The organism is Victivallis sp. (genome assembly GCF_048170485.1).
Lineage (GTDB): Bacteria > Verrucomicrobiota > Lentisphaeria > Victivallales > Victivallaceae > Victivallis.
The window spans coordinates 1-19,970 of sequence record NZ_DBEXAY010000156.1 but is presented as its reverse complement, the minus strand read 5'-3'; the positions used below and the strand labels follow the sequence as shown (position 1 = coordinate 19,970).

At 64.1% G+C, this 19,970-nt stretch carries 15 protein-coding genes and 1 tRNA gene; 13 read left to right on the top strand and 3 right to left on the bottom strand.

Going from position 1 to position 19,970, the window contains the following annotated elements; all coding sequences use genetic code 11:
* Nucleotides 1-10: 10 nt before the first annotated feature.
* From lpdA to ACMLHG_RS08075, 4 genes are read left to right on the top strand one after another with little or no spacing between them, the layout of a single operon-like run.
* Nucleotides 11-1,408: a dihydrolipoyl dehydrogenase gene (lpdA, locus tag ACMLHG_RS08090; RefSeq protein WP_417170179.1), complete on the top strand. Its 1,398-nt coding sequence runs from the start codon at nucleotides 11-13 to the stop codon at nucleotides 1,406-1,408.
* 26 nt (nucleotides 1,409-1,434) lie between these two features.
* The gene (locus ACMLHG_RS08085; RefSeq protein WP_294435852.1) at nucleotides 1,435-2,001 is read left to right on the top strand and encodes a DUF2059 domain-containing protein; all 567 of its coding nucleotides are present in this window, start codon (nucleotides 1,435-1,437) and stop codon (nucleotides 1,999-2,001) included.
* Nucleotides 1,998-2,468: a YhcH/YjgK/YiaL family protein gene (locus ACMLHG_RS08080; RefSeq protein WP_295808477.1), complete on the top strand. Its 471-nt coding sequence runs from the start codon at nucleotides 1,998-2,000 to the stop codon at nucleotides 2,466-2,468. The genes ACMLHG_RS08085 and ACMLHG_RS08080 overlap by 4 nt, the downstream gene beginning before the upstream one ends.
* 4 nt (nucleotides 2,469-2,472) lie before the next feature.
* Nucleotides 2,473-3,801 (top strand): hypothetical protein, encoded by a 1,329-nt coding sequence (locus ACMLHG_RS08075; RefSeq protein ID WP_295808480.1) that lies wholly within the window; start codon nucleotides 2,473-2,475, stop codon nucleotides 3,799-3,801.
* Between the two features lie 51 nt (nucleotides 3,802-3,852).
* Here ACMLHG_RS08075 and ACMLHG_RS08070 read toward each other — a convergent pair whose 3' ends face one another.
* Nucleotides 3,853-4,677, bottom strand: a complete 825-nt coding sequence (locus tag ACMLHG_RS08070) for a cell division protein FtsQ/DivIB (RefSeq protein ID WP_294435849.1) — start codon at nucleotides 4,675-4,677, stop codon at nucleotides 3,853-3,855.
* Between the two features lie 44 nt (nucleotides 4,678-4,721).
* A complete protein-coding gene (ilvB, locus tag ACMLHG_RS08065) occupies nucleotides 4,722-6,509 on the bottom strand; it encodes a biosynthetic-type acetolactate synthase large subunit (RefSeq protein ID WP_294435848.1) in 1,788 nt (595 codons plus the stop codon).
* A gap of 175 nt (nucleotides 6,510-6,684) precedes the next feature.
* Here ilvB and ACMLHG_RS08060 point away from each other — a divergent pair, with 175 nt between their 5' ends.
* The 5 genes from ACMLHG_RS08060 (at nucleotide 6,685) to ACMLHG_RS08040 (ending at nucleotide 12,279) form a co-directional block, all read left to right on the top strand.
* Complete coding sequence (locus ACMLHG_RS08060; RefSeq protein WP_417170178.1) at nucleotides 6,685-7,959, top strand: L,D-transpeptidase family protein; 1,275 nt, start codon at nucleotides 6,685-6,687, stop codon at nucleotides 7,957-7,959.
* 39 nt (nucleotides 7,960-7,998) lie between these two features.
* Nucleotides 7,999-9,003, top strand: a complete 1,005-nt coding sequence (locus ACMLHG_RS08055; protein WP_417170177.1) for an acetyl-CoA carboxylase carboxyltransferase subunit alpha — start codon at nucleotides 7,999-8,001, stop codon at nucleotides 9,001-9,003.
* The gene (locus tag ACMLHG_RS08050) at nucleotides 9,000-9,467 is read left to right on the top strand and encodes a GNAT family N-acetyltransferase (RefSeq protein ID WP_294435845.1); all 468 of its coding nucleotides are present in this window, start codon (nucleotides 9,000-9,002) and stop codon (nucleotides 9,465-9,467) included. Before ACMLHG_RS08055 ends, ACMLHG_RS08050 begins: the two co-directional genes overlap by 4 nt.
* An 80-nt stretch (nucleotides 9,468-9,547) precedes the next feature.
* Nucleotides 9,548-11,002, top strand: a complete 1,455-nt coding sequence (locus tag ACMLHG_RS08045) for a hypothetical protein (protein WP_417170176.1) — start codon at nucleotides 9,548-9,550, stop codon at nucleotides 11,000-11,002.
* A 23-nt stretch (nucleotides 11,003-11,025) separates the two neighbouring features.
* Nucleotides 11,026-12,279 (top strand): phage terminase large subunit, encoded by a 1,254-nt coding sequence (locus tag ACMLHG_RS08040; RefSeq protein ID WP_417170175.1) that lies wholly within the window; start codon nucleotides 11,026-11,028, stop codon nucleotides 12,277-12,279.
* 5 nt (nucleotides 12,280-12,284) lie between these two features.
* On the opposite strand, the gene ACMLHG_RS08035 is transcribed toward ACMLHG_RS08040, so the two are convergent.
* A complete protein-coding gene (locus ACMLHG_RS08035) occupies nucleotides 12,285-14,426 on the bottom strand; it encodes a glutamine synthetase III (protein ID WP_295808494.1) in 2,142 nt (713 codons plus the stop codon).
* 248 nt (nucleotides 14,427-14,674) lie between these two features.
* Between ACMLHG_RS08035 and ACMLHG_RS08030 the strand changes: the two genes are divergently transcribed.
* The 4 genes from ACMLHG_RS08030 to ACMLHG_RS08015 all read left to right on the top strand — a co-directional run bounded on the left by ACMLHG_RS08030 (nucleotide 14,675) and on the right by ACMLHG_RS08015 (nucleotide 19,520).
* Nucleotides 14,675-15,682, top strand: a complete 1,008-nt coding sequence (locus ACMLHG_RS08030) for a LacI family DNA-binding transcriptional regulator (RefSeq protein WP_295808496.1) — start codon at nucleotides 14,675-14,677, stop codon at nucleotides 15,680-15,682.
* 113 nt (nucleotides 15,683-15,795) lie between these two features.
* Nucleotides 15,796-16,950: an FAD-dependent oxidoreductase gene (locus ACMLHG_RS08025; RefSeq protein ID WP_417170174.1), complete on the top strand. Its 1,155-nt coding sequence runs from the start codon at nucleotides 15,796-15,798 to the stop codon at nucleotides 16,948-16,950.
* Nucleotides 16,951-17,030: 80 nt separating this feature from the next.
* The gene (locus ACMLHG_RS08020; RefSeq protein WP_417170173.1) at nucleotides 17,031-19,388 is read left to right on the top strand and encodes a glycoside hydrolase family 36 protein; all 2,358 of its coding nucleotides are present in this window, start codon (nucleotides 17,031-17,033) and stop codon (nucleotides 19,386-19,388) included.
* Nucleotides 19,389-19,443: 55 nt separating this feature from the next.
* Nucleotides 19,444-19,520: transfer RNA gene (locus ACMLHG_RS08015), tRNA-Val, on the top strand.
* Nucleotides 19,521-19,970 lie beyond the last annotated feature (450 nt).

Genomic DNA, 19,970 nt, shown 5'->3' with positions numbered 1-19,970 from the left:
GAGAAGAAAAGTGGAAAAATTCGATGTTTGCGTGATCGGCGCCGGTCCGGGCGGGTACGTGGCGGCAATCCGCGCCGGGCAGAGCGGCCTCAAAACGGCACTGGTGGAGAAGGAGTTCTTCGGCGGCACCTGCCTCAACGTCGGCTGCATCCCGACCAAGACCCTGATCGCCGGCGCGGAGGTGCTTTCCACCGCGCGCCGCGCCGCGGAATTCGGCGTCGAAATCTCCGGGGAAATCCGGCCCGACTGGAAGAAGATGCTCGCCCGCAAGGACGAGGTGATCGGCAAACTCCGCAACGGCATCGCCGGGCTGGAAAAGGCCGCGGGCGTGACCGTCTTCTCCGGCCGCGGCGAATTTCTCAACCGCAGACAGCTGGTCGTCGCCGCAGGCGAAGACGCCGGCACCGTGATCGAAGCGTCGAAATTCATCATCGCCACCGGTTCCGAACCGCTGGTTCCCGGCTTCATTCCGCAGGGGGAACGGGTCCTCACCTCCACCGAACTGCTCAGCCTGCCGAAACTGCCGAAGTCACTGCTGATCCTCGGCGGCGGCGTGATCGGCTGTGAATTCGCCTGCCTCTTCGCCGCCCTCGGCACCGAAGTCACCGTGGTGGAGATGCTTCCGCAGATTCTGCCCGCCACCGATTCCGAATGCGCCGGGCTGCTCGCCCGCCGGATGGAATCCGAAGGAATCCGCCTCCTCAACGGCAAGCCGCTCAGCGACATCAAATGCACCGCCCGCGGCGTCTCCGGCAAGGTCGGCGACGAAACGCTCCGCGCCGAATATCTGCTCGTCTCCATCGGCCGCCGCCCGGTGACCGCCGGACTCAATCTCACCGCCGCCGGCGTGAAGACCAGCGAACGCGGCTTCATCGAAGTGGATGAGAACTTCCTCACCTCCGCGCCCGGGATCTACGCCATCGGCGACGCGGTGGGCAAGATCATGCTGGCCCACTGGGCGAGCGCGGCGGCGGAGGCGGCGGTGTCGCATATCTGCGGCAAACCGGTGCACTTCGCCGGGACCCTGACCCCCGGCTGTATCTTCACCTCGCCGGAGATCGGCACCGTCGGCCTTTCCGAGGAGCAGTGCAAGGCGCAGAACATCGCGTACAACGTCGGCAAATTCCCCTTCGCCGCCCTCGGCAAGGCGATGGCGATGGGTGAAACCGAAGGATTCGTCAAGATCCTCGCCGACGCCGCCACCGACCAGGTGCTCGGGGTTCACATCATCGGGCCGCACGCGACCGACCTCATCGCGGAGGCGGTTCCGGCGATGCTGCTGGAGTGCACCGCCCGCGAACTCGGCCGGGCGATCCACGCCCATCCGACGCTGGGCGAGGCGATGATGGAGGCCGCCCACGCAGTCCACGGAGAATGCGCCCACATCCCGACCCGGAAACGTCGTTGAATCCAGATTGCAGGGAGAGATACACCATGAAACGTTTTCTGATTCTGTTCGCCGCCGTCGCCGTATCCGGACTTCACGCGGCAGCCGCCCCCGCAGTGCAGACGGAAAAGGAGAAACTGGTCGATGAGTTTCTGACCGTCACCCGCCAGGCGGAACAGCTCAGCGCTTCGCTCGACAATGTGGCGAAGATGCAGCAGCAGATGATTCCGGAGGTGCTCCGCCGCCAGGGGATCACGCTTTCCGCCAAACAGCAGAAAGCCAAAGACGAAATCATGGCGGTCGCCATGTCGGTTATCCGCGAGGAAATGAGCTGGGAGAAGCTCCGCCCCGCCATCGTCAAAAGCTACGCGGAAACCTTCTCCGCGAACGAACTCAAACAGCTGATCGCCTTCTTCCGCTCGCCGGCCGGGCAGGTCTACATTCAGAAGACGCCGGAGGTGCAGCGGAAACTCATCCCGCTTCTGCAGGAGAGAGCCATCAACATGCAGATTCTCCTCCAGCAGCGGATCAAACAGCGCGTGATGGAGCTGAAGGACGATGAAAAAAAGTCCGACGCGACGAAACCGGCGCCGGAGAAAGGAACGGAAAAATGATTTTCGATACGCTGAACAACTTCGCCAACTACGCCAGACTGGCCCCGGGAACCTGGGCGAAACTGGCCGCGTTCCTCCACGGCTGCACCGCGGAGACCCCCGCGGGACGCTACGAGATCGACGGCGACCGGCTCTACGCGATGGTGCAGACCTACAACCTTCACCCGGTCCGGCCGGAAAAGCTGGAGATCCACCGCAACTACGTCGACATCCAGCTGCTGCTTGCCGGGCGCGAAACCATCGTCTACCGGCCGGTGGACGGCCTGCCGGTGACGGCGGAGTACGACGCGGTCCGCGACATCGCCTTCTACCACCTCGACGAAACCGGTTCGGTGGCACTTCCGCTCGAACCGGGCAACTTCGCCCTCTTCTTCCCGGAAGAGGGGCACCTGCCCGGCAACGGCGACCCGGCCGATTCGGTCATCAAGGTGGTGGTGAAGATCGACCGCACACTGCTGGAGGGGTGATACGGTGAGAGATTCCGGAACGGCCGATCGTCTGAGAGCCGGCGTCGATGCATTCGACCTCTTCTTCTCCCGCCCCGACGCCGCGGGGAAGATGGTCCCCCCGGAGGAGATCGTCCTCCGCCGGCTCCGCGGCCTGCTGGGCCGGCTCGCGGCGGGACAGGAGCGGATTCCCGGCGAAGCGGCCCCGTCGGACTACTTCAACGCACTGCTTCGCGAAGGCGGCGCGCCGTCGCTCGATGCCCGGTTGCGGGCCCTGCTCTTCGAGGCGTTCATCGAACACCGGGTGCTGCCCGGAGAGCTGACGGCGGAAACGCCGGGGCCGACGGCGTCGTTCCTGCTGGAAAAGGCGGCAGATCTGCTCCGTGCGGTCGCTCTCGCCGCGCCGTCGCTCGACGCGGCGGAACGGGCCCGTACTCTGCCCGCCGCCCTGGAACTCTTCACGGCGCCGGTGCCCGATTCGCCCGGGGAGCTTGCCGCATTGCTGGCGGAGTGCGACCGCTTCCGCCGCCACCGGGTCTTCCGCTTCATCGGCGGGAAATTTCTCCCGGCGGAGGTGGATTCCGCCAAGCCGCTCGACCGTTTCTTCGGCTATCCGGGCGTGCGGAGCGCCTTCCGCGACCACTTCCGGAAATTCGCCGCAGGCAAGACCAATCTGCCGCTTCTGGTCAACAGTCTGCCGGGGCACGGCAAGACCAGCCTGACCGTCTCCCACGTGCTGGCGGAGCCCGGCCTCGTGCTGATCCTGCCCGAACCGGAGGCGCTGGAGCGGGGCTGGTGCGACCTGGTCGAACCGCTCGCCGCCCGGCCGGACCACCGTTTCGTCCTCTTTTTCGACGACATCGATCCGCGCCACACCGACTGGTATCAGTTCCGCACCAACGTCGGCGGCGCCTTCTCGCTGCCGGAAAACGTCATGCCGGTGCTTTCGGCCAACTACGAATTCCCGGCCAACATCCTGTCGCGCGGGCGGAAGGTCTCCTTCCCGGTGTTCGACGAGGTCCGCTGCATGGAGATGGTCGAGGATTTTCTCTCCGGCTTCGGCGTCAAGCGCACCGCGAAGAATCTGATCTCCATCATCTCGGCCGACTACACCGAGGAGTTCAGCCAGAAGAAGTTCACCGAACTTTCGCCGCGCAGTCTGATCCGCTACCTCTCCGGCTACGAGCACGACCAGATCAAGCGCAAGACGATGGTCGAGCTCTCCTTCGGGCCGATGATCACCCGCCCCGACGCGGAGCTCTTCTACGAATTCAACATCGAACTCATGCGTTCGCTCTACGGCGAGGAGTACATTCAGAAGCTCCTCAAGGAACGGCTCAAGGCGCTGGAGTAAAAGCAAGCAGGAATCCGCCGCCTTCCGTCCGGAGCGCGGCCCGGATTCCGGTCAGCGGATGATGACGTTCCGCCCGAACGAGAGGTCGAAGGTGCCGCGGGTATCCCCCTGCCGCTCGGCGTAGATGATCGCGCTCTGGAGCGCGCTCAAAAGATAGGTGAAGTTCTGATGGCGCACCGGCAGAATCACCCTGCAGCTCTTCTGCCCCCGGAAGCGCATGAAAAATTCGAGCCGCTCCGGGTTGCGGACATTCACCGCGATGATCGAGATGTCCGGGAAACTCCGCACCGTCAGCATGATGAGCTCCAGCGCCGGCCGGAGCGATTCAAGCACCATGCCCGCCTTCACCCCCGTGGTGGAGATGCCGAGAATCACCGGCAGCGGCACCGTGGCGCTCATCGATTCGAGCCGGGGAATCACCGCGCCGGTCTCATCGACCACCCATTCGGAACGGGGATTGGAGAGCACCGCGCGCGGCACCCGTTCAATCACCCGCAGGCGGAGCGTGTCCGGCAGAATCCGGAACACCTCGCTGTTCTCCACCCCCGGAATGGCGAGCAGACGACGGCGCAGTTCCCCGGGATCCAGCAGAAAGAGATTGTCGCCCGGGTGGACGCCGATCCGCGCCGCAAGCTGCGGCGCCTTGTCCTGCCAGTAACCGCCGGAGCGCACCTCGATCTCCCGCAGGCGGAAACGGTCGTTGCCGGAGAAGAGGAAACGCCGGGCGCCGTAGATGCCGAAAAAGGCGATGCCCGCCGCCCCCAGCAGAAGCAGCAGCACGAACAGTGCGCGCAGAAACTTCTCCCGGTCGCTGCGCACATTGGCGATGTTCCTCACCGGAACCTTCTTCGCGCCGGATGTGTTGGCTGCTGTCATTTTCCGCTTCTCGCTCTCCATTGCAGGATCTGCCGGAACCGGCCTCACTCCATGATGATGGCGGTGTAGTCGCCGCCCGGCGGAATCATCGGCAGAACGTGTTCGTCATACCCGGTGTGAACGTCGAGCAGATAGGGCCCCTCGGCCGCAAGCATCTCCTCCAGCGCCGGAATCAGCTCCTCCCGGGTGAAGACATGCTTCCCGGGAACCGCGTACCCGCCGGCGATGGCGACGAAGTCCGGATAGAACGGCGAAACGGCGGCGCACTCCCCGCTGCACTCCCCGCACGGCGCATCCGGGTACCCGTTGCTGCCCTTGCAGCGGCCGAGCACGGTGTTGCCGCGGTTGTGGTTGTAGAAGCGGTCCTCCCACTGGGCGACCATGCCGAGGTGCTGATTGTCCAGCACGATCATCTTGACCGGAATCTCTTCGACGAAGAGGGTGCCGAGCTCCTGAATGTTCATCTGGAAGCTCCCGTCGCCGTCGATGTTGATCACCGTCTTCTCCGGACAGGCCACCTTCGCGCCCATCGCGGCCGGCAGACCGAACCCCATGGCGCCGAGTCCGCCGGAGGTCAGCAGCTGGCGCGGATGGCGGTAGTTGTAGAACTGCGCCGCCCACATCTGGTGCTGGCCGACACCGGGCACGATCACCGCTTCGCCGTTCGTCAGCTTCGACAGCGTCTCGATGACATACTGCGGCTGCAGACGGTCCGGCTTCTCCCGGTAATGCATCGGATACTTGCGCTTCCACTCGGCAATGCGGGCAAACCACTCCGCATACTCCTGCGGCTCCGGCGATTCATTGAGCGCGGCGAGCACCTCCTTCACGTTGGCGACAACGCCCAGATCGGCGGCTTTGTTCTTGTTGATTTCGGAGTCGTCGATGTCGACGTGAATGATCTTCGCCCCGACGGCGAACGACTTCGGATTCCCGGTCACGCGGTCGTCAAAGCGGGCGCCGAGCGCGATCAGAAGGTCGCACTCGTTGGCCGCGTAGTTGGCGTAGACGGTGCCGTGCATGCCGAGCCAGCGCAGCGAGAGCGGGTGATCGTCCGGAATCGCGCCGATTCCCATCAGCGTGGTCACCACCGGAATGTGGTACCCCTCGGCGAACCGGACCAGCTCCGCGGAAGCCTCCGCACTGATGATTCCGCCGCCGGCGTAGATGCAGGGGCGGCGGCTGGCGGCGATCATCTTCTTGATCTGCGGCACCGCGGCCGGATCCAGCTTCGGTTCCGGGTGGTAGCACTTGAGCGCGACCGGCGCATCGAAGTCGGGCACGACCCGCTGCTGCTGAACGTTCTTCGGAATATCCACCACCACCGGCCCCGGCCGCCCGCTGGAGGCGATCAGAAACGCCTCGCGCATCACCCGGGGGATGTCGTTCGCGTCGAGCACCAGAAAACTGTGCTTGACAATCGGTCGGGTGACGCCGATGATGTCGGTCTCCTGGAAGACGTTTTTGCCGATCATCGAACTGGAGACCTGCCCGGTGATGAAGACCGTCGGGATCGAATCCATGTAGGCGTCGGCGATGCCGGAGACGAGGTTGGTCGCGCCGGGGCCGCTGGTCGCCATGCAAACGCCGACCCGGCCGGACGCGCGGGCATACCCGCCGGCGGCGAACGCTCCGCCCTGCTCGTGCCGGGGCAGGATCACCCGCAGCGACGAGTGGCTCAGCGCCTGATGCAGTTCAATCGCCTGACCGCCCGGATAGGCAAATACGACTTCGACACCGAGAAGTTCCAGACATTTGATGGTGATTTCGCTGCCCTTCATAAGTGTTGTCGTCTGCTGTTTCATAATCTGTTCCTGGTTGATATGATTCACCGCCCTCTCCTGTGGGCGGACTGGGAATTTTACCGTAAATACAGAATATACCGCAACGTGCCGCTTTTTTCAAATCCGCGAAGCGGGGTCCGAGATTGATTTTTCATAAAACGGCAATATATTATAGCGGTGCATGATACCCGGAAGGGCCGGGAAGCAGGGAGACGGACCGCCGATGGACTGGAACAATTACGAGTTCGACAATGAACCGCTGCCGCCGGAGGGTGGTGTGTGGGGGAAACGTCTGCGCCTGCTTCTGATCTTTCTCGTCATCGCCGGAGTCACCGCCGGGCTGATCTACTGGCTCCGGCCGCAGGAGAGCGCTCCGCAGGAGGAGACCGTTCAACCGGCACCGGCGGAGACCGGCGAAGAGTCGGATCTGCCGCAGGAGGAGGGAATTCCGGCTCCGGAACGGGAGACGCCACTGCCGCTCACACCCGGCCCCGGCACCAGTCTGGAAATCCTCGACGGCCGCGCACCGGAGGAGGGCGAACCCGCCCCGCCCGCAGATGACCCGCAACCGGTCCCGCAGACGAAAGAGGAACCGGCAAATACCCCTGAGGACACCCCCTTGAACCCGGCCACTCCGCCGGCCAACCTGGTCCCGACGGTGGAGCCGGAAAAGGGGAAACCGTGGATCGGCGACCCGGTGCAGGACGGCCCCGTCGTGGTGCCGAACGCCGCGCCGGTCGACAAGAGCGCGGAGATCGCCGCAGTGCGGGAGGCGCTTTCCGCCGGGAACTACTCCGAAGCGCTCAACCGGGCGCAGCAACTCATCGCCGACCCGGCGCTGACCGAGAATTCCGCCGCGTGGCGGGAGGCGGCCGCGCTGCTCACCCGCGCCAACCTCGCCGCCTGGGAGAACGGCGTCGAGCGGAAGGACTACACGGTCACCTATCGCGCCCGCCCCGGCGACAGCTTCAGCCGGGTGGCCTCCCGGTCGAAAACCACCATCGAAGCGATCAAGCGGGGCAACCGGATCCGGCCGGAGGAGAACACGCTCTTCCTCAACCAGAAGCTGGTCCTCTACCCGGGGCCGTGGCGGATCCGGGTGGAAAAGGCGGCCCGGCTGCTGAAGCTGTACAACTGCAACCCGGCCCATCCGGAACAGCTCTTCGCGGTCTTCGACGTCGGCATCGGGCGGCTGGGGAAGACCCCCACCGCGAACTTCGTCATCTCCGGGCGGCTGAAACACCCGGCCTGGTACACGCCGAACGGCGGCATCATCCCCTACGGCGATCCGGAAAACATGCTCGGCGACTACTTCCTCAAACTTGCGCCGGCGAGCACCCCCGGGAAACCGCTGCTCGGATACGGCATTCACGGCACGCCGGATGAGTCGAGCGTGACAAAGTCGCTCAGCAACGGCTGCATCCGGATGCGCAACGCCGATGTGGAACTTCTTTACATCCTTGTTCCGGGGCGGACCCCGGTTGAGATTACCGAATGAGAAAGAAACGTTCATCCCATATGAGGAGCCATTGAAACCATGCCCGAATTTCATCTGGAATTTGAAAAGCCGGTCATCGAACTCAAAAAGAAAATCGAGGAGCTGAAAAACTTTTCGGAACACAACTCGATCGACGTCTCCGAACAGATCGATGCGCTGACCGTGCGGCTGAACGAGATGATCAAGGAGATCTACACCTCGCTCACCCCGTGGCAGCGGGTGCAGCTGGCGCGCCATCCGGAGCGCCCCTACACGCTCGACTACATCGAACACCTTTTCACCAACTTCATCGAACTCTCCGGCGACCGGCGCTTCCGCGACGACAAGGCGATCGTCGGCGGCTTCGCCAGGTTCCGCGGCAAACCGGTCATGGTGATCGGCACCCAGAAGGGGCGTGACATGAAGTCCAACGTCTACCGCAACTTCGGCTGGCCGAGTCCGGAAGGGTACCGCAAGGCGATGCGGCTGATGCAGCTGGCGGAAAAAGCGGAGGTGCCGATCATCACCTTCATCGACACGCCGGGAGCCTTCCCGGGCATCTCCAGCGAAGAGCGCCACATCGCCGAAGCGATCGCGGTCAATCTGCGCGACATGTTCAGCCTGCGGGTTCCGGTCATCGCCATCGTCATCGGCGAAGGCGGCTCCGGCGGTGCGATCGGCATCGGCGTCGGCAACCGCATCCTCATCATGGAGAACGCCTACTACTCGGTGATCACGCCGGAAGGGTGCGCGGCGATCCTCTGGAAGGACCGCAAACATGCGCCGCAGGCGGCGGACGCTCTGCAGCTCACGGCGGAGAAACTGCTGGAGCTGGGAATCGCCGACGAGATCATTCCGGAGCCGTTCGGCGGCGCCCAGCGGGACTACGCCAAAGCCGCGGAACTGCTCGGCGACGTGCTGGCGCGCCACCTCTGCGAACTGCGCAAACTCTCCGGGAGCAAACTGCGCGAACAGCGCTACGCGAAGTTCCGGGCGATGGGCCGTTTTGCGGAAACCGCGCCCGAATCCGGTGCCGGGGCGGCGGAGGAAGAGGCGAAACAGTGAAGAATCTTCTGACGGTCCGCGAAGCGGCGGAAGGGGACATTGACGCCATCTTCCGGCTGCTCGAAATCTATGCCGACCGCGGCGTCGTACTGCGGCGGAGCAAGGAGGATATCCGCTTCTACCTTGGCAACTTCGTCGTGGCGGAGATCGACGGGACGGTGCGCGGCTGCGCCGCGGTGCGCGACTTCGGCAACGACCTGCTGGAGGTCCGTTCCCTGGTGGTGGAACCGGGCTTTCAGGGCAAGGGGGTCGGCCGGGCGATGGTGGAGGCGATCATCGCCGGGCTGAAGATCCGGCGCAGCTCCTGGCGGCTCTTCACGCTGACCTATCAGGTGGAGTTCTTCCGCGCGCTGGGGTTCCGGACGGTGAACCGGGAGCTCTTCCCGGAGAAGATCTGGAGCGACTGCGCCAAATGCCCGAAGCACAGCTGCTGCGATGAAACCGCGATGCTGATCGAATACTGACCGCGGCAGAGGGGACGGCGATTTCTCCCCGGGTTTGACATTTTTCCTTTGAGAAACAGCCAACTCGAAGGAGAAACGCCATGAAAGTCACCAGTTACAGCCACGCCGTCCTGCAGATCGACGCCGCCGGATTCCTCTCCATTCAAAACAGCTGGGATGTCGCATCCGACACCGCCGGAACCGGGGTGGAAGCTCTGCTCGCCGAAGCCCGTCTCTGGGCGGGCGCCGTCGGCGATCCCTTCCGCCTTCCCTCCGACGACGGCGCGGAGTTCACCTGGTCGGACAGCCTTTTTGTCACCGCGCTCGCCTTTCAGCCGGTTCGCCGCGGCCTCTGCCGCGTCACCTTCACCGGAGCCGGGCGCGCCTCGGCCGAAGCGGTCGGGGAGTGTGTGGAAAAGCGTTCCAGCGAAGGAGTCCTCACCCGGAGCCGGAAGTGGCGGACACTCGCCGGAGACACCGCGCTTCTTCCCGAACCCGGCCAGCTGCTCGACTGGGAAGGCGGCGCATTCGTCTGCGAATCGAACGAGCGGCAGGAACACGCCGACGGCACGGTTGACTGCACCGTCACCGCCCGCGAAATCTCCACGCTCCAGCTCGGCGGCGTCTCCACCGAGGAGAAGCCCGACGGCACCCGACAGAGCAGTGTGAAGTGGTTCGCCGGCACGGAAAACTGCGAAGAGTTCCTCGCCGCCCATCCGCTTCTCTCCCCCGCGGAGTGGGCGGGAGAGAATTTCTACCTCGACTCCCGCACCGTCTCCGCCGGCGGCAGAATCGGCTTCGAAATCACCCTCGTCGCCCGCGAAATCTTCACCCATCTGCTGGAAGCGGTCCGCCGCGAGGAGTTTCACAGCTTCTCCCGGCTCGGCTCCGTCCGCCGCGAAATCGTCTGGAACGCCCTCTATCAGGTGCACGCGGACGACATCGCCTCGTTCCGGCTGCTGACCGGTAGCTCTCCCGACGGCTGGGCGGAGGAGAACTGCATCATCACCCGGGTCACCCCCAGACGGCGTTCCGACATCGAATACGAGGTGGAGGTCGAAGCGTGCCACCGCAACAATCCGGGATTGTTCGAACACTACAACGCCAGCGACCGCTCCAACCTCTCCGGCCGCGAAGACGTCTCGGTCGACGTCGCCGAATTTCACGTCAACGCCGAAATGGCCGGCTACCATATGGCCGCCGACGGCAGCTATCAGGAGATTCCCGACTGGGAGGCGGGGGAGAGCTGCCCCTTCGCCGCCTCGTCGCCGCTCGACCGCAACATGATCGAATCGACGCTCCGGACGCTGCTCATCACCCTCTCCACCTACCGCGCCGGCGGAGCGGACAACGCCCTCTCCGATCTGGCCGGCTGGATCGAGGGGCGCGTCTACTCCGGCAGTGTCTGCGGCCGCTCCGGCTCCTACCTCAAGGTGCGGCAGACCTGCTCCGAAACGCGCGACGACTCCGGCAAACTCTACACCCGGATCAACCGGACCTATCAGCTCGCGCCCGGCAATTTCCGCTGGAACAGCAGCTACTGGGACAACCACTGACCCGGTTTCATCGGAAGAATACCATGGCACAACTGTTCCAGAAAACGCCGGCGCAACGGAAAGCGCTCCGCCTGCTCACCAGTCCGAGCCGTTACGTCCTGCTGTTCGGCGGCTCCCGTTCGGGCAAGACCTTCATCCTGGTGTACGCCGTCCTGGTGCGGGCGCTGCGCGCAGCCGGCAGCCGGCACGCGATTCTGCGGCTGCACGGCAACAGCGTGCGCCAGTCGGTGCTGCTCGACACGCTGCCCAAGGTGGCGAAACTCGCCTTCCCCGGCCTGAAGTTCAAGGAGTCGCGACAGGATCAGTTCGTCCGCCTGCCGAACCATTCGGAGATCTGGTTCGGCGGCGTGGACGGCGAGGAGCGGGTGGATAAGATCCTCGGCAAGGAGTTCGCCACCATCTACTTCAACGAATGTTCCGAAATCAGTTTCGACGCGGTCAACACGGTACTGACCCGGCTGGCGCAGCGCACGCCGCTGCGGAACCGGGCCTACTTCGACTGCAACCCCTCCGGGAAATCCCACTGGAGCTACAAACTTTTCGTGGAGAAACGGGACCCGGTAAGCGGACTTGCGCTCCCCTTCCCGCAGAACTACGCCTCCATGCAGCTCAATCCGGCGGAGAACCGCGCAAACCTTCCGGAGGGATATCTGGAGGAGACGCTGGCCGGCCTCTCCGAACGGCAGAAACAACGCTTCTTAGAGGGGCGCTGGCTCGACGATTTTTCCGGCGCCCTCTGGACGCCGGAGATGATCGAGCGTGACCGGACGGACCGGCTCCCCGAGGAGTTCGAACGGATCGTCGTCGGCGTCGACCCGGCGGTAAGCTCCGGAAGCGAAGCGGACGAGACCGGCATCGTCACCGTCGGCAGAGACCGGAACCGCCACTTCTACGTCCTCTCCGACGCGAGCATGGCGGGCCGTCCGACGGAATGGGCCCGCCGGGTCATCGCCGAATACCACCGCTTCCGCGCCGACCGCGTGGCGGGCGAGGTGAACAACGGCGGCGAACTCATCGAAACGGTATTGCGTTCCGTCGACGCCGACGTGAGTTTCCGGGCGGTGCGGGCGATGCGCGGCAAGATCGAACGCGCCGAACCGGTGGCCGCGCTCTACGAACAGCGGCGGGTCCACCACCTGGGCCGCTTCCCCGTTCTGGAGGAGCAGATGACCACCTTCCGGCCGGAGAGCAGCGACAGCCCCGACCGGCTGGATGCGCTGGTCTGGGCGGTGACGACGCTGATGGAGAACACCAGCCCCCGCCACATCATCTCCTGAATCGATCAGTAGATGAAGAGCAGTTCGCGGTACTTCGGCAACGGCCAGAGTTCGTCGTCGACCAGTTTCTCCAGCCGGTCGACCAGACGGCGCAGTTCGGCAAGCGCGCCGCGGATCGCCTCCGGATTGTCTCCGGGCAGGGTCGATTCGAGCATCCGCTCGGCCGAAGCGAGCTTGGTGTAAAGCTCTCCGATCGTCGAAGCGTTCCGGCGCAGTTCATCGAGTGCCGGGTTCTCGGCGAGCGCATCAACCGCGCGGCCGACGGTCGCCAGATACTTCATCACCGCCGGATTGATCAGCGTGCGGGACATGGTCAGCGCCAGCTCCCCTTCAATCCGGGTCCGCGTCCGGTACTCTCCGAGGTAAACCTCGTAGCGGGAGCGCAGTTCGCTCTCGGTGAACACCCCGTATTTTTCGAAGAGGCGGATGTTTTTCTCCTCCGTCAGCACCGCCAGCGCCTCCGGAACCGTGCGCAGAATCGGCAGTCCCCGCTTTTTCGCTTCGGCCAGCCAGTCGGCGGAGTAGTTGTCGCCGTTGAAGACAATCCGCCGATGCTCGTGAATCACCCGGCGGAGCACCGACTGCAGCCCGACGTGGAAGCTCTCCCGCGGGAGCGCCTCAAGCTCCGTCAGGATCTCGTCGAGCGCCTCCGCCACCACGGTGTTGAGCACCACGTTCGGCCCGGCGCAGGACTGGCTCGAACCGGGCGAGCGGAATTCAAACTTGTTCCCGGTATAGGCGAACGGACTGGTGCGGTTGCGGTCGGTCGCGTCCTGCGGCAGCGGCGGGAGCGTGTCGACGCAGAGCTGCATCGGGCGGTGTTTGCCGGAGCTTTCGCCGGATTCGCCGAACTCGATCTCGTCGATCACCGAAGTGAGCTGCTCGCCGAGATAGATCGAAATCACCGGCGGCGGCGCCTCGTTCGCTCCGAGCCGGTAGCTGTTGCCCGAATTCGCCGTCGCCATCCGGAGCAGTTCCCCGTGGCGGTCGATCCCCATGATGACCGCCGCGATCGCGGTCAGGAACATCGCGTTGCGGATGGGATCCCGGCCGGGGCTGAGCAGATTGATCCGGTTGGTGCCGAACGACCAGTTGTTGTGCTTGCCCGATCCGTTGACCCCCTCGAACGGCTTTTCGTGCATCAGGCAGACGAACCCGTGCCGGTCGGCCGCTTCGCGCAATACATCCATCGTGATCATGTTGTGGTCGCTGGCGAGGTTCAGCTCCTCGAAGACCGAAGCGATTTCGAACTGCGCCGGAGCCGCCTCGTTGTGGCGGGTCTTCGCCGGAATGCCCAGCTTCCAGAGCGTCCGGTCCACATCGGTCATGAAGGCCAGCACCCGCGGCTTGATCGCACCGTAGTAGTGGTCGTCGAGCTGCTGATGCTTCGGCGGCGGCGCGCCGAACAGCGTCCGCCCGGTCTGAATCAGGTCGGGGCGGCAGAGGTAGAGCCGCCGGTCGATCAGGAAGTACTCCTGCTCAGCGCCGAGGGTGATCTCCGGCGTGCCGCCCTCCTTCACGTCGAAGACCCGGAGCATCCGTTCGATCTGCCGCGAAAGGGCGTGGATCGAGCGCAGGAGCGGCGTCTTCTTGTCGAGCGCTTCGCCGGTGTAGCTGCAGAAGGCGGTGGGGATGCAGAGCGTCGCCCCGGAGGCGGTCCGCTTGATGAAGGCGGGGCTGGTGGGATCCCAGGCGGTGTAGCCGCGCGCCTCGAAGGTGGAACGCAAACCGCCGGAGGGGAAGCTGGAGGCGTCCGATTCGCCGACCACCAGATTTTTCCCCGAAAACTTCATGATGACGCCGCCGTTGCCGTCTGGTTCGAGGAAGGCGTCGTGCTTCTCCGCCGTCGCGCCGGTGAGCGGCTGGAACCAGTGGGTGTAGTGGGTGGCGCCCTTGTGAATCGCCCACTCCTTCATCGCGTGGGCGACCTCGCCGGCGATCTCCGGATCGAGCGGAGCGCGCTCCAGCACGGTGCGCAGCAGTTTGGCGAATACTTCGCTCGGCAGGTACTCCTTCATCGACGCGAGGTTGAACACCTCGTCTCCGTAGAGTTCATCCGGCTGCCCGGCGGGGAATCCCTCTCCCGCGGCCGGCACCGGGTCGGCCGCAATATCCCGGATCGCCCAACGTCTGGCTTCGCTGCTCATGACCACCGCCCTTCTCCTGTAAGATTTACAAAAATGAGTATCGGGAAAATATATCACCGTAACCGTTGATTTTCAACCGCAACAACGATTGTAACGCACGTTCCCTCTGCGGAATTTCTCCCGGCAGACGGCGCCCCGCCCGGCAGACGGCAGGGAGAAATGAACGCTTTTTTCAGAATTCCCCTTGCTTTTGCCGGAAAACCCGGTATAATAATTAATATATAAACATGTTTGTATGGAACGGATCCATGTTGAAGCAAGTCAAACGGGTGACCATTCGGGATGTGGCGAAGAGCTGTGGAGTTTCCGCGGCCACCGTCTCACAGATTCTGAACCGGCGCGAATCGAACTACAGCTCTCAGGCGACCCGGGCGCTCGTCCGCCGGCGGGCGAAGGAGATGGGGTACCAGCCCAATTTCGGCTACCGGCTCATGCACGGCCTGCCGACCTGCATGGCGGCCATCGTCCTCGGAGCGCCCGCCACCATCCGGGATGAGTACATTCAGGAGCTGGAACGCCTGCTCTGCACCCGGTTGAGCGACATGGGCTACGCGGTCTGCATCGCCCCGATGCCGCAGGACCGGGAGGCGCGCCCCGCCGTTCTCGACAACCTGATTCAGCGGGGCGTCGAACAGCTGATTCTGATCGGTCCGGTCTTCGACAACCGGAAACTCGCCGAACTGGCGCGGGAGCGGCAGGTCACCATCACCGGCTATGAATCCGGCTACGAAAACGACATTCACGTCGACGTGGAGAGCGGCATGCTGCAGCTGCTGGAGCATTTCCGCCGCCGCGGCCGCTCCTGCATCCGGGCCGTGATCGAGCCGGAGATCTGCCGCTGTTCCGCGCTCAGCCGATTTTTCGGGCGGAAGATCGACGCAGAGAGCCCCGAAGTGACCGCCTTCCGCACCCTCCACCGGGCGGAGGAGGGCAATTACGTGCAGCAGGCCTTCGACACCGGCTACCGGAAAACCGCCGAACTTCTCGCCCGTACGCCGGAGACCGACGCGATCTTTTACCACAGCGACTACTTCGCGCTGGGCGGGGCGAAGTGTCTGCTGGATCACGGCAGAGTGGTCGGCCGGGATGTTCTGATCTCCGGATTCAACGAGACCCGCGCCGTCTCCACCTATCCCTTCCCCATCTCCTCGGTTTCGCACGACGTTCCGCGGATTGCCGACCGGCTCCTCGCCAGTTTCCGCGAGGAGAGTTCGGGGAAGTTCGTGATCGCGCCGCAGGTGATCCTCCGGGATTGAAGCAGTTCCGCCGTCGGGGCGGTCCCGGCGACGATGAAAAAAAACGGCCGTCATCCTTCCTCTCCGCCGGGTGGAGCGAGGAGGAGCATCGCGGCCGGCAGGAGAGAGTTTCAATGCGTTCCTTTGATCTGATTGTCGCCGGCGGCGGCATCGCCGGATGCTCCGCCGCCCTGGCCGCGGCACGGCGGGGGAAATCCGTCGCGCTGCTGGAAAAAAGCGTCTGGCCGGGCGGCCTCGCGACCGCCGGGCTCATCTACGTCTATCTGCCGATCTGCGACGGCTGCGGCAGACAGGTCTCGTTCGGCCTTGCCCGGGAGCTGCTGACGGCGGCGCACGCCTACGGCCCGGGGGAGATTCCGGAACACTGGCAGGCGCCCGGCCCCAAGCCGCTGAACGACCGGCTCTACACCATCTTCAGCCCGGCCTCGATGGTGCTCGCGCTGGATGAACTGCTGGAGGAAGCGGGGGTCTCCGTCTGGTTCGACACGCTGCTGGCCGGCGTCCGGCGCACCGGCGGCCAGGTCACCGCGGTCGAAGTGGAGAACAAATCCGGCCGGCTCACGCTGGAGGCGGACTATTTCATCGACGCGACCGGAGACGCCGATCTGGTGCGGCGCGCCGGGGGAGAATGCTTCTCCGAAGAGAACCAGCTCTCGAGCTGGGCGATCGAATACGACGCCACGGCGCAGCGGTCGCCCCGCAATCTGGCCGATCATCTGAAACAGGTCGTCATCAACCGGACGGTGCCGGAGGGGAGATTCCGGGGAATTTCCGGCGAATCGGTGAGCCGGATGATCCGGGAGAGCCGCCGGGAGCTGCGGAACCGGTACCGGAAACTCTACGCGGAGGGGCGCACCCGCGACGACTGTTTTCCCTTGCTGGTGCCGACGCTGGCGAACTTCCGGCGGACCTTCTCCATCCGCGGCCGTCTGCTCCTCACCCCGGAACTCTCCGGCGAACAATTTGACGACTCCGTGGGGCTTTTCGGCAACTGGATCACCCCCGGGCCGGTCCATGAACTGCCGTACCGGGTTCTGCTTCCGGCAGAACTGGAGAATGTCTGGGCCGCCGGGCGCTGCATCTCCGTCACCGGGGAAACCTGCGAACTCACCCGGGTGATTCCGGTGGCGGCGATGAGCGGCGAAATCGCCGGAACCGCGGCGGCCCTCGCGGCGGACGCGGGGAGTTCCGCCCCCGGCGTCGCCGGCGGAAGACTGCAGGAAGAGTTGAGGCGCGTCGAATTCCGCTTTCACCGGGAGGAGCTTTGAGACCGCCGACGGCCGCGGCAGGAAGGATGCGATTTGCGTCCTGAACCATTCATCCCCTTCACAACTGTTTCAGAGGCATTATGAACTTCTCCACACTCCAACTCTGCGAAGACGCCGCGGGCGGCGTCCTTGAACTTGGTCCGGACCGTGACGGGAGCATCGGCGGCCGGTTGCGCAACCCCGGTGACGCACCGCTGGAGCCGGACCGCTTCGGCTGCCGCCTGGCCCTGGCGGCCGGGAAAGGCCGGGTTCTGACCGGGCCCGGCACGATGGGCGGGAAAATTGTCCGTTACGACCTCGAATATCTGCCGGGAGAAATCGCGGCGACCGACTTTCTGCTGGTCCGGCCGGCGGAACGGTGCTATCGCCTCGCCGGATTTCTGGAGCGCCGCCATTTTCCCGGCCGGCTCCTGCTGAACGGAGCAGGGATTCTGACGGTGGAATTTTCCGGCGACGGCAGACAGCTTCTGCCGGGCGAGGCGGTGGAACTTGACGAAGTGGTCATTCTGGAGCACGACAACTGGCAGACTCTGCTGGAGCTCTATGCGGAGCGGATCGCCGCCCGCTCCGGGCGCCCGCGCCGTCCGGCCGGCTGGCGCGGCTGGGGGAGCTGGGATTACTACTGCACCACCATCCACGCCGACGCCATCCGCGAGAACAACCGTGAAATCCGGCGCTACGTTCCGGAGCACCCGCTGATCCAGCTGGACGACGGCTATTGCATCTGGGGAGACTGGCTGGAGGCGGATCCGGAACGGTTCCCGGGCGGAATCGCCGCCTTTTCCGACGAGGTTCTGCGCAGCGGCGGAGTTCCGGGGCTCTGGGTCGCCCCCTTTCTGGCCCACCGCGACTCGAGGCTTCTGCGCGAACACGCCGACTGGTTTCTGCGCGATCCGGGGGGCAATCCGCTGCAGATGGCCAGCGGCGTGCCGCTCTATCTGCTGGATTACTCGCAACCCGCGGTGTGCGACTGGTGGCGCGCCGTGCTCACCGAAATGCGTCACCGCTGGCAAATCGCCTATTTCAAGCTGGACTTTCTGGCCCGCGGCATGACGCCCGGCCTGAGCGCCCGCCCCATCACTGCACCGGAGCGGTTCCAGCGCTGTTTCGACATCATTCACGAGGTCATCGGCGACGCCTATCTGCTCGGCTGCAGCGCCGCCTTCCCCGGCTGCTACAACCAGGTGGACGGCATGCGTTCCGGCTCGGACATCTCACCGCACCGGCAATGGATGCACAACTCCTGCGGCAGCTGCCTGGCCGGAGCCTTCCTGCAGGGGAAGGTCTGGAACTGCGACAGCGATTACATCGTTCTGCGGACGCCGGAGGACGAAGAGGGGGATGTCGCCGCCGCCGCCGGGAAAAAGAGCACCTTCACCGTCACCGAGTCGCAGACCTGGGCCAATTTCGTGCGCCTCTTCGGCGACTCGCTGATCGCGGGGGACAAACTCAGCGCCCTGCAGCCGGAACGCCGCACTCTGCTGGCGAAAATCTTCGCCGACGGCGGCTGCCGCCGTTGCGTGCCGCTCGACCTCTGGAACGGGAATCAGAGATCCCTTCCCGCCATCGTCCTCGGGGATGCGGGACCGGCGGGCAGCCGGCTCGGATTCTTCAACTTCACCGACGCGCCCCGCACGTTGCGCCTGACCGGGGTGACAAACTGCTGGCGGGATCTCGATTCCGGGCGGATTCACCAGCCGGAACAGCAGGTTCTGGCCGTCACGCTGGAACCGGGCGCCTCGCTTCTGCTGGCGGCGCCGGAGGGGTATGAGCATCTGCGGCACACTCTGCGGCCGGAACCGGACGAGCCGCCGATTCAGTTTCCGAAGAATCTGGGGGAGCCGTTTCACTGGAGCGGCCGGGCCTGTCCGGTCCCGCTGGGAGCGGCGGCGCGTTTCCACCTCCGGAACCGGGGGCTCCGGGAATACTGCGTCCAGCAGGGGCGGTTCCAGGCGCTGGCGGGGGAGAGGGAGCTGCTGGGGGTACCGGTTGCATTCGGCGAGCGGGTCGTGGCGCTTCAACCGGATTCGTCTCCGGTGGAAATTCCCGTCGGGCTCGAATGTACGGAGCTCTATCTTCTCTCCGGCGCGGAGAAGCCGGTGCGCGGTCCGCTGCTGGATCTTGACCTGCTTTCGCCGGGAGGCGGCAAGAGAGTCTACGAGCTTGTCGTCGGCCGGGAGACAGGGAACACGACGCTCTGCTATTCCCTGCCGTGGCGTTCGGATTGCGGGCGGATCGCCTGGCATGAGCCGGTCACCGATGCGGCGCTCTACTGGTGGGAACTGCGTCTGGAGCAACCGGCGATGGTTTCGGCGCTCCGCCTGCACCCTCTGAAACAGCCGGGGGTATTTTATCTGGCGGCGATCACCGCCATCACATCCCCGGGGAAAAAACGGCAGGAAGCGACCGGGAATTCATTTTTTTCGCAGGAAAAATAAAAAAATCCCCTTGAAAAACCAGAAGAGCGGCGGTATATTAAATTTATCGCTTTTCGGGCGGTTAGCTCAGCTGGCTAGAGCGCTGCTTTCACACGGCAGAGGTCATGAGTTCGAGTCTCGTACCGCCCACCATTTTCAAAATTCTCCGCCGACCGGTCTTCTGGTCGGTTTTTTCGTTTTGGGGGTAAATTTGAGCTCAACTCGCGTTTTGACCGAAAGCGGAGAATCTCCACTTTTCTCTTATGAAGGTGTGTTTCAGACCTTCTCCCGGTAAATTCTCCGGGGGAGTAAAAGACCGGTCTTTTGGTCTGGAGAGCATTTTTTGACGGAAACACACGTCGGAAAACCGACCTTTGATCGTCAATTTTTTTCTGTCATACATTCATTTGGGAATCTTTTATTAAAGTAATATGTTGGTAATCAACGAATAAAGTAAAATATGCTTGCAAAGGACATGTGTTCACAAAATCAAAAGGTCGGTCACCTTATTTGCCTAATTCATAACAACGTCTTTTGGACTCAGAGAATTTTTCGGTTTTTGCGAAATTCGCTTTTCAGAACAAACGACCTTTACTCAAAAAA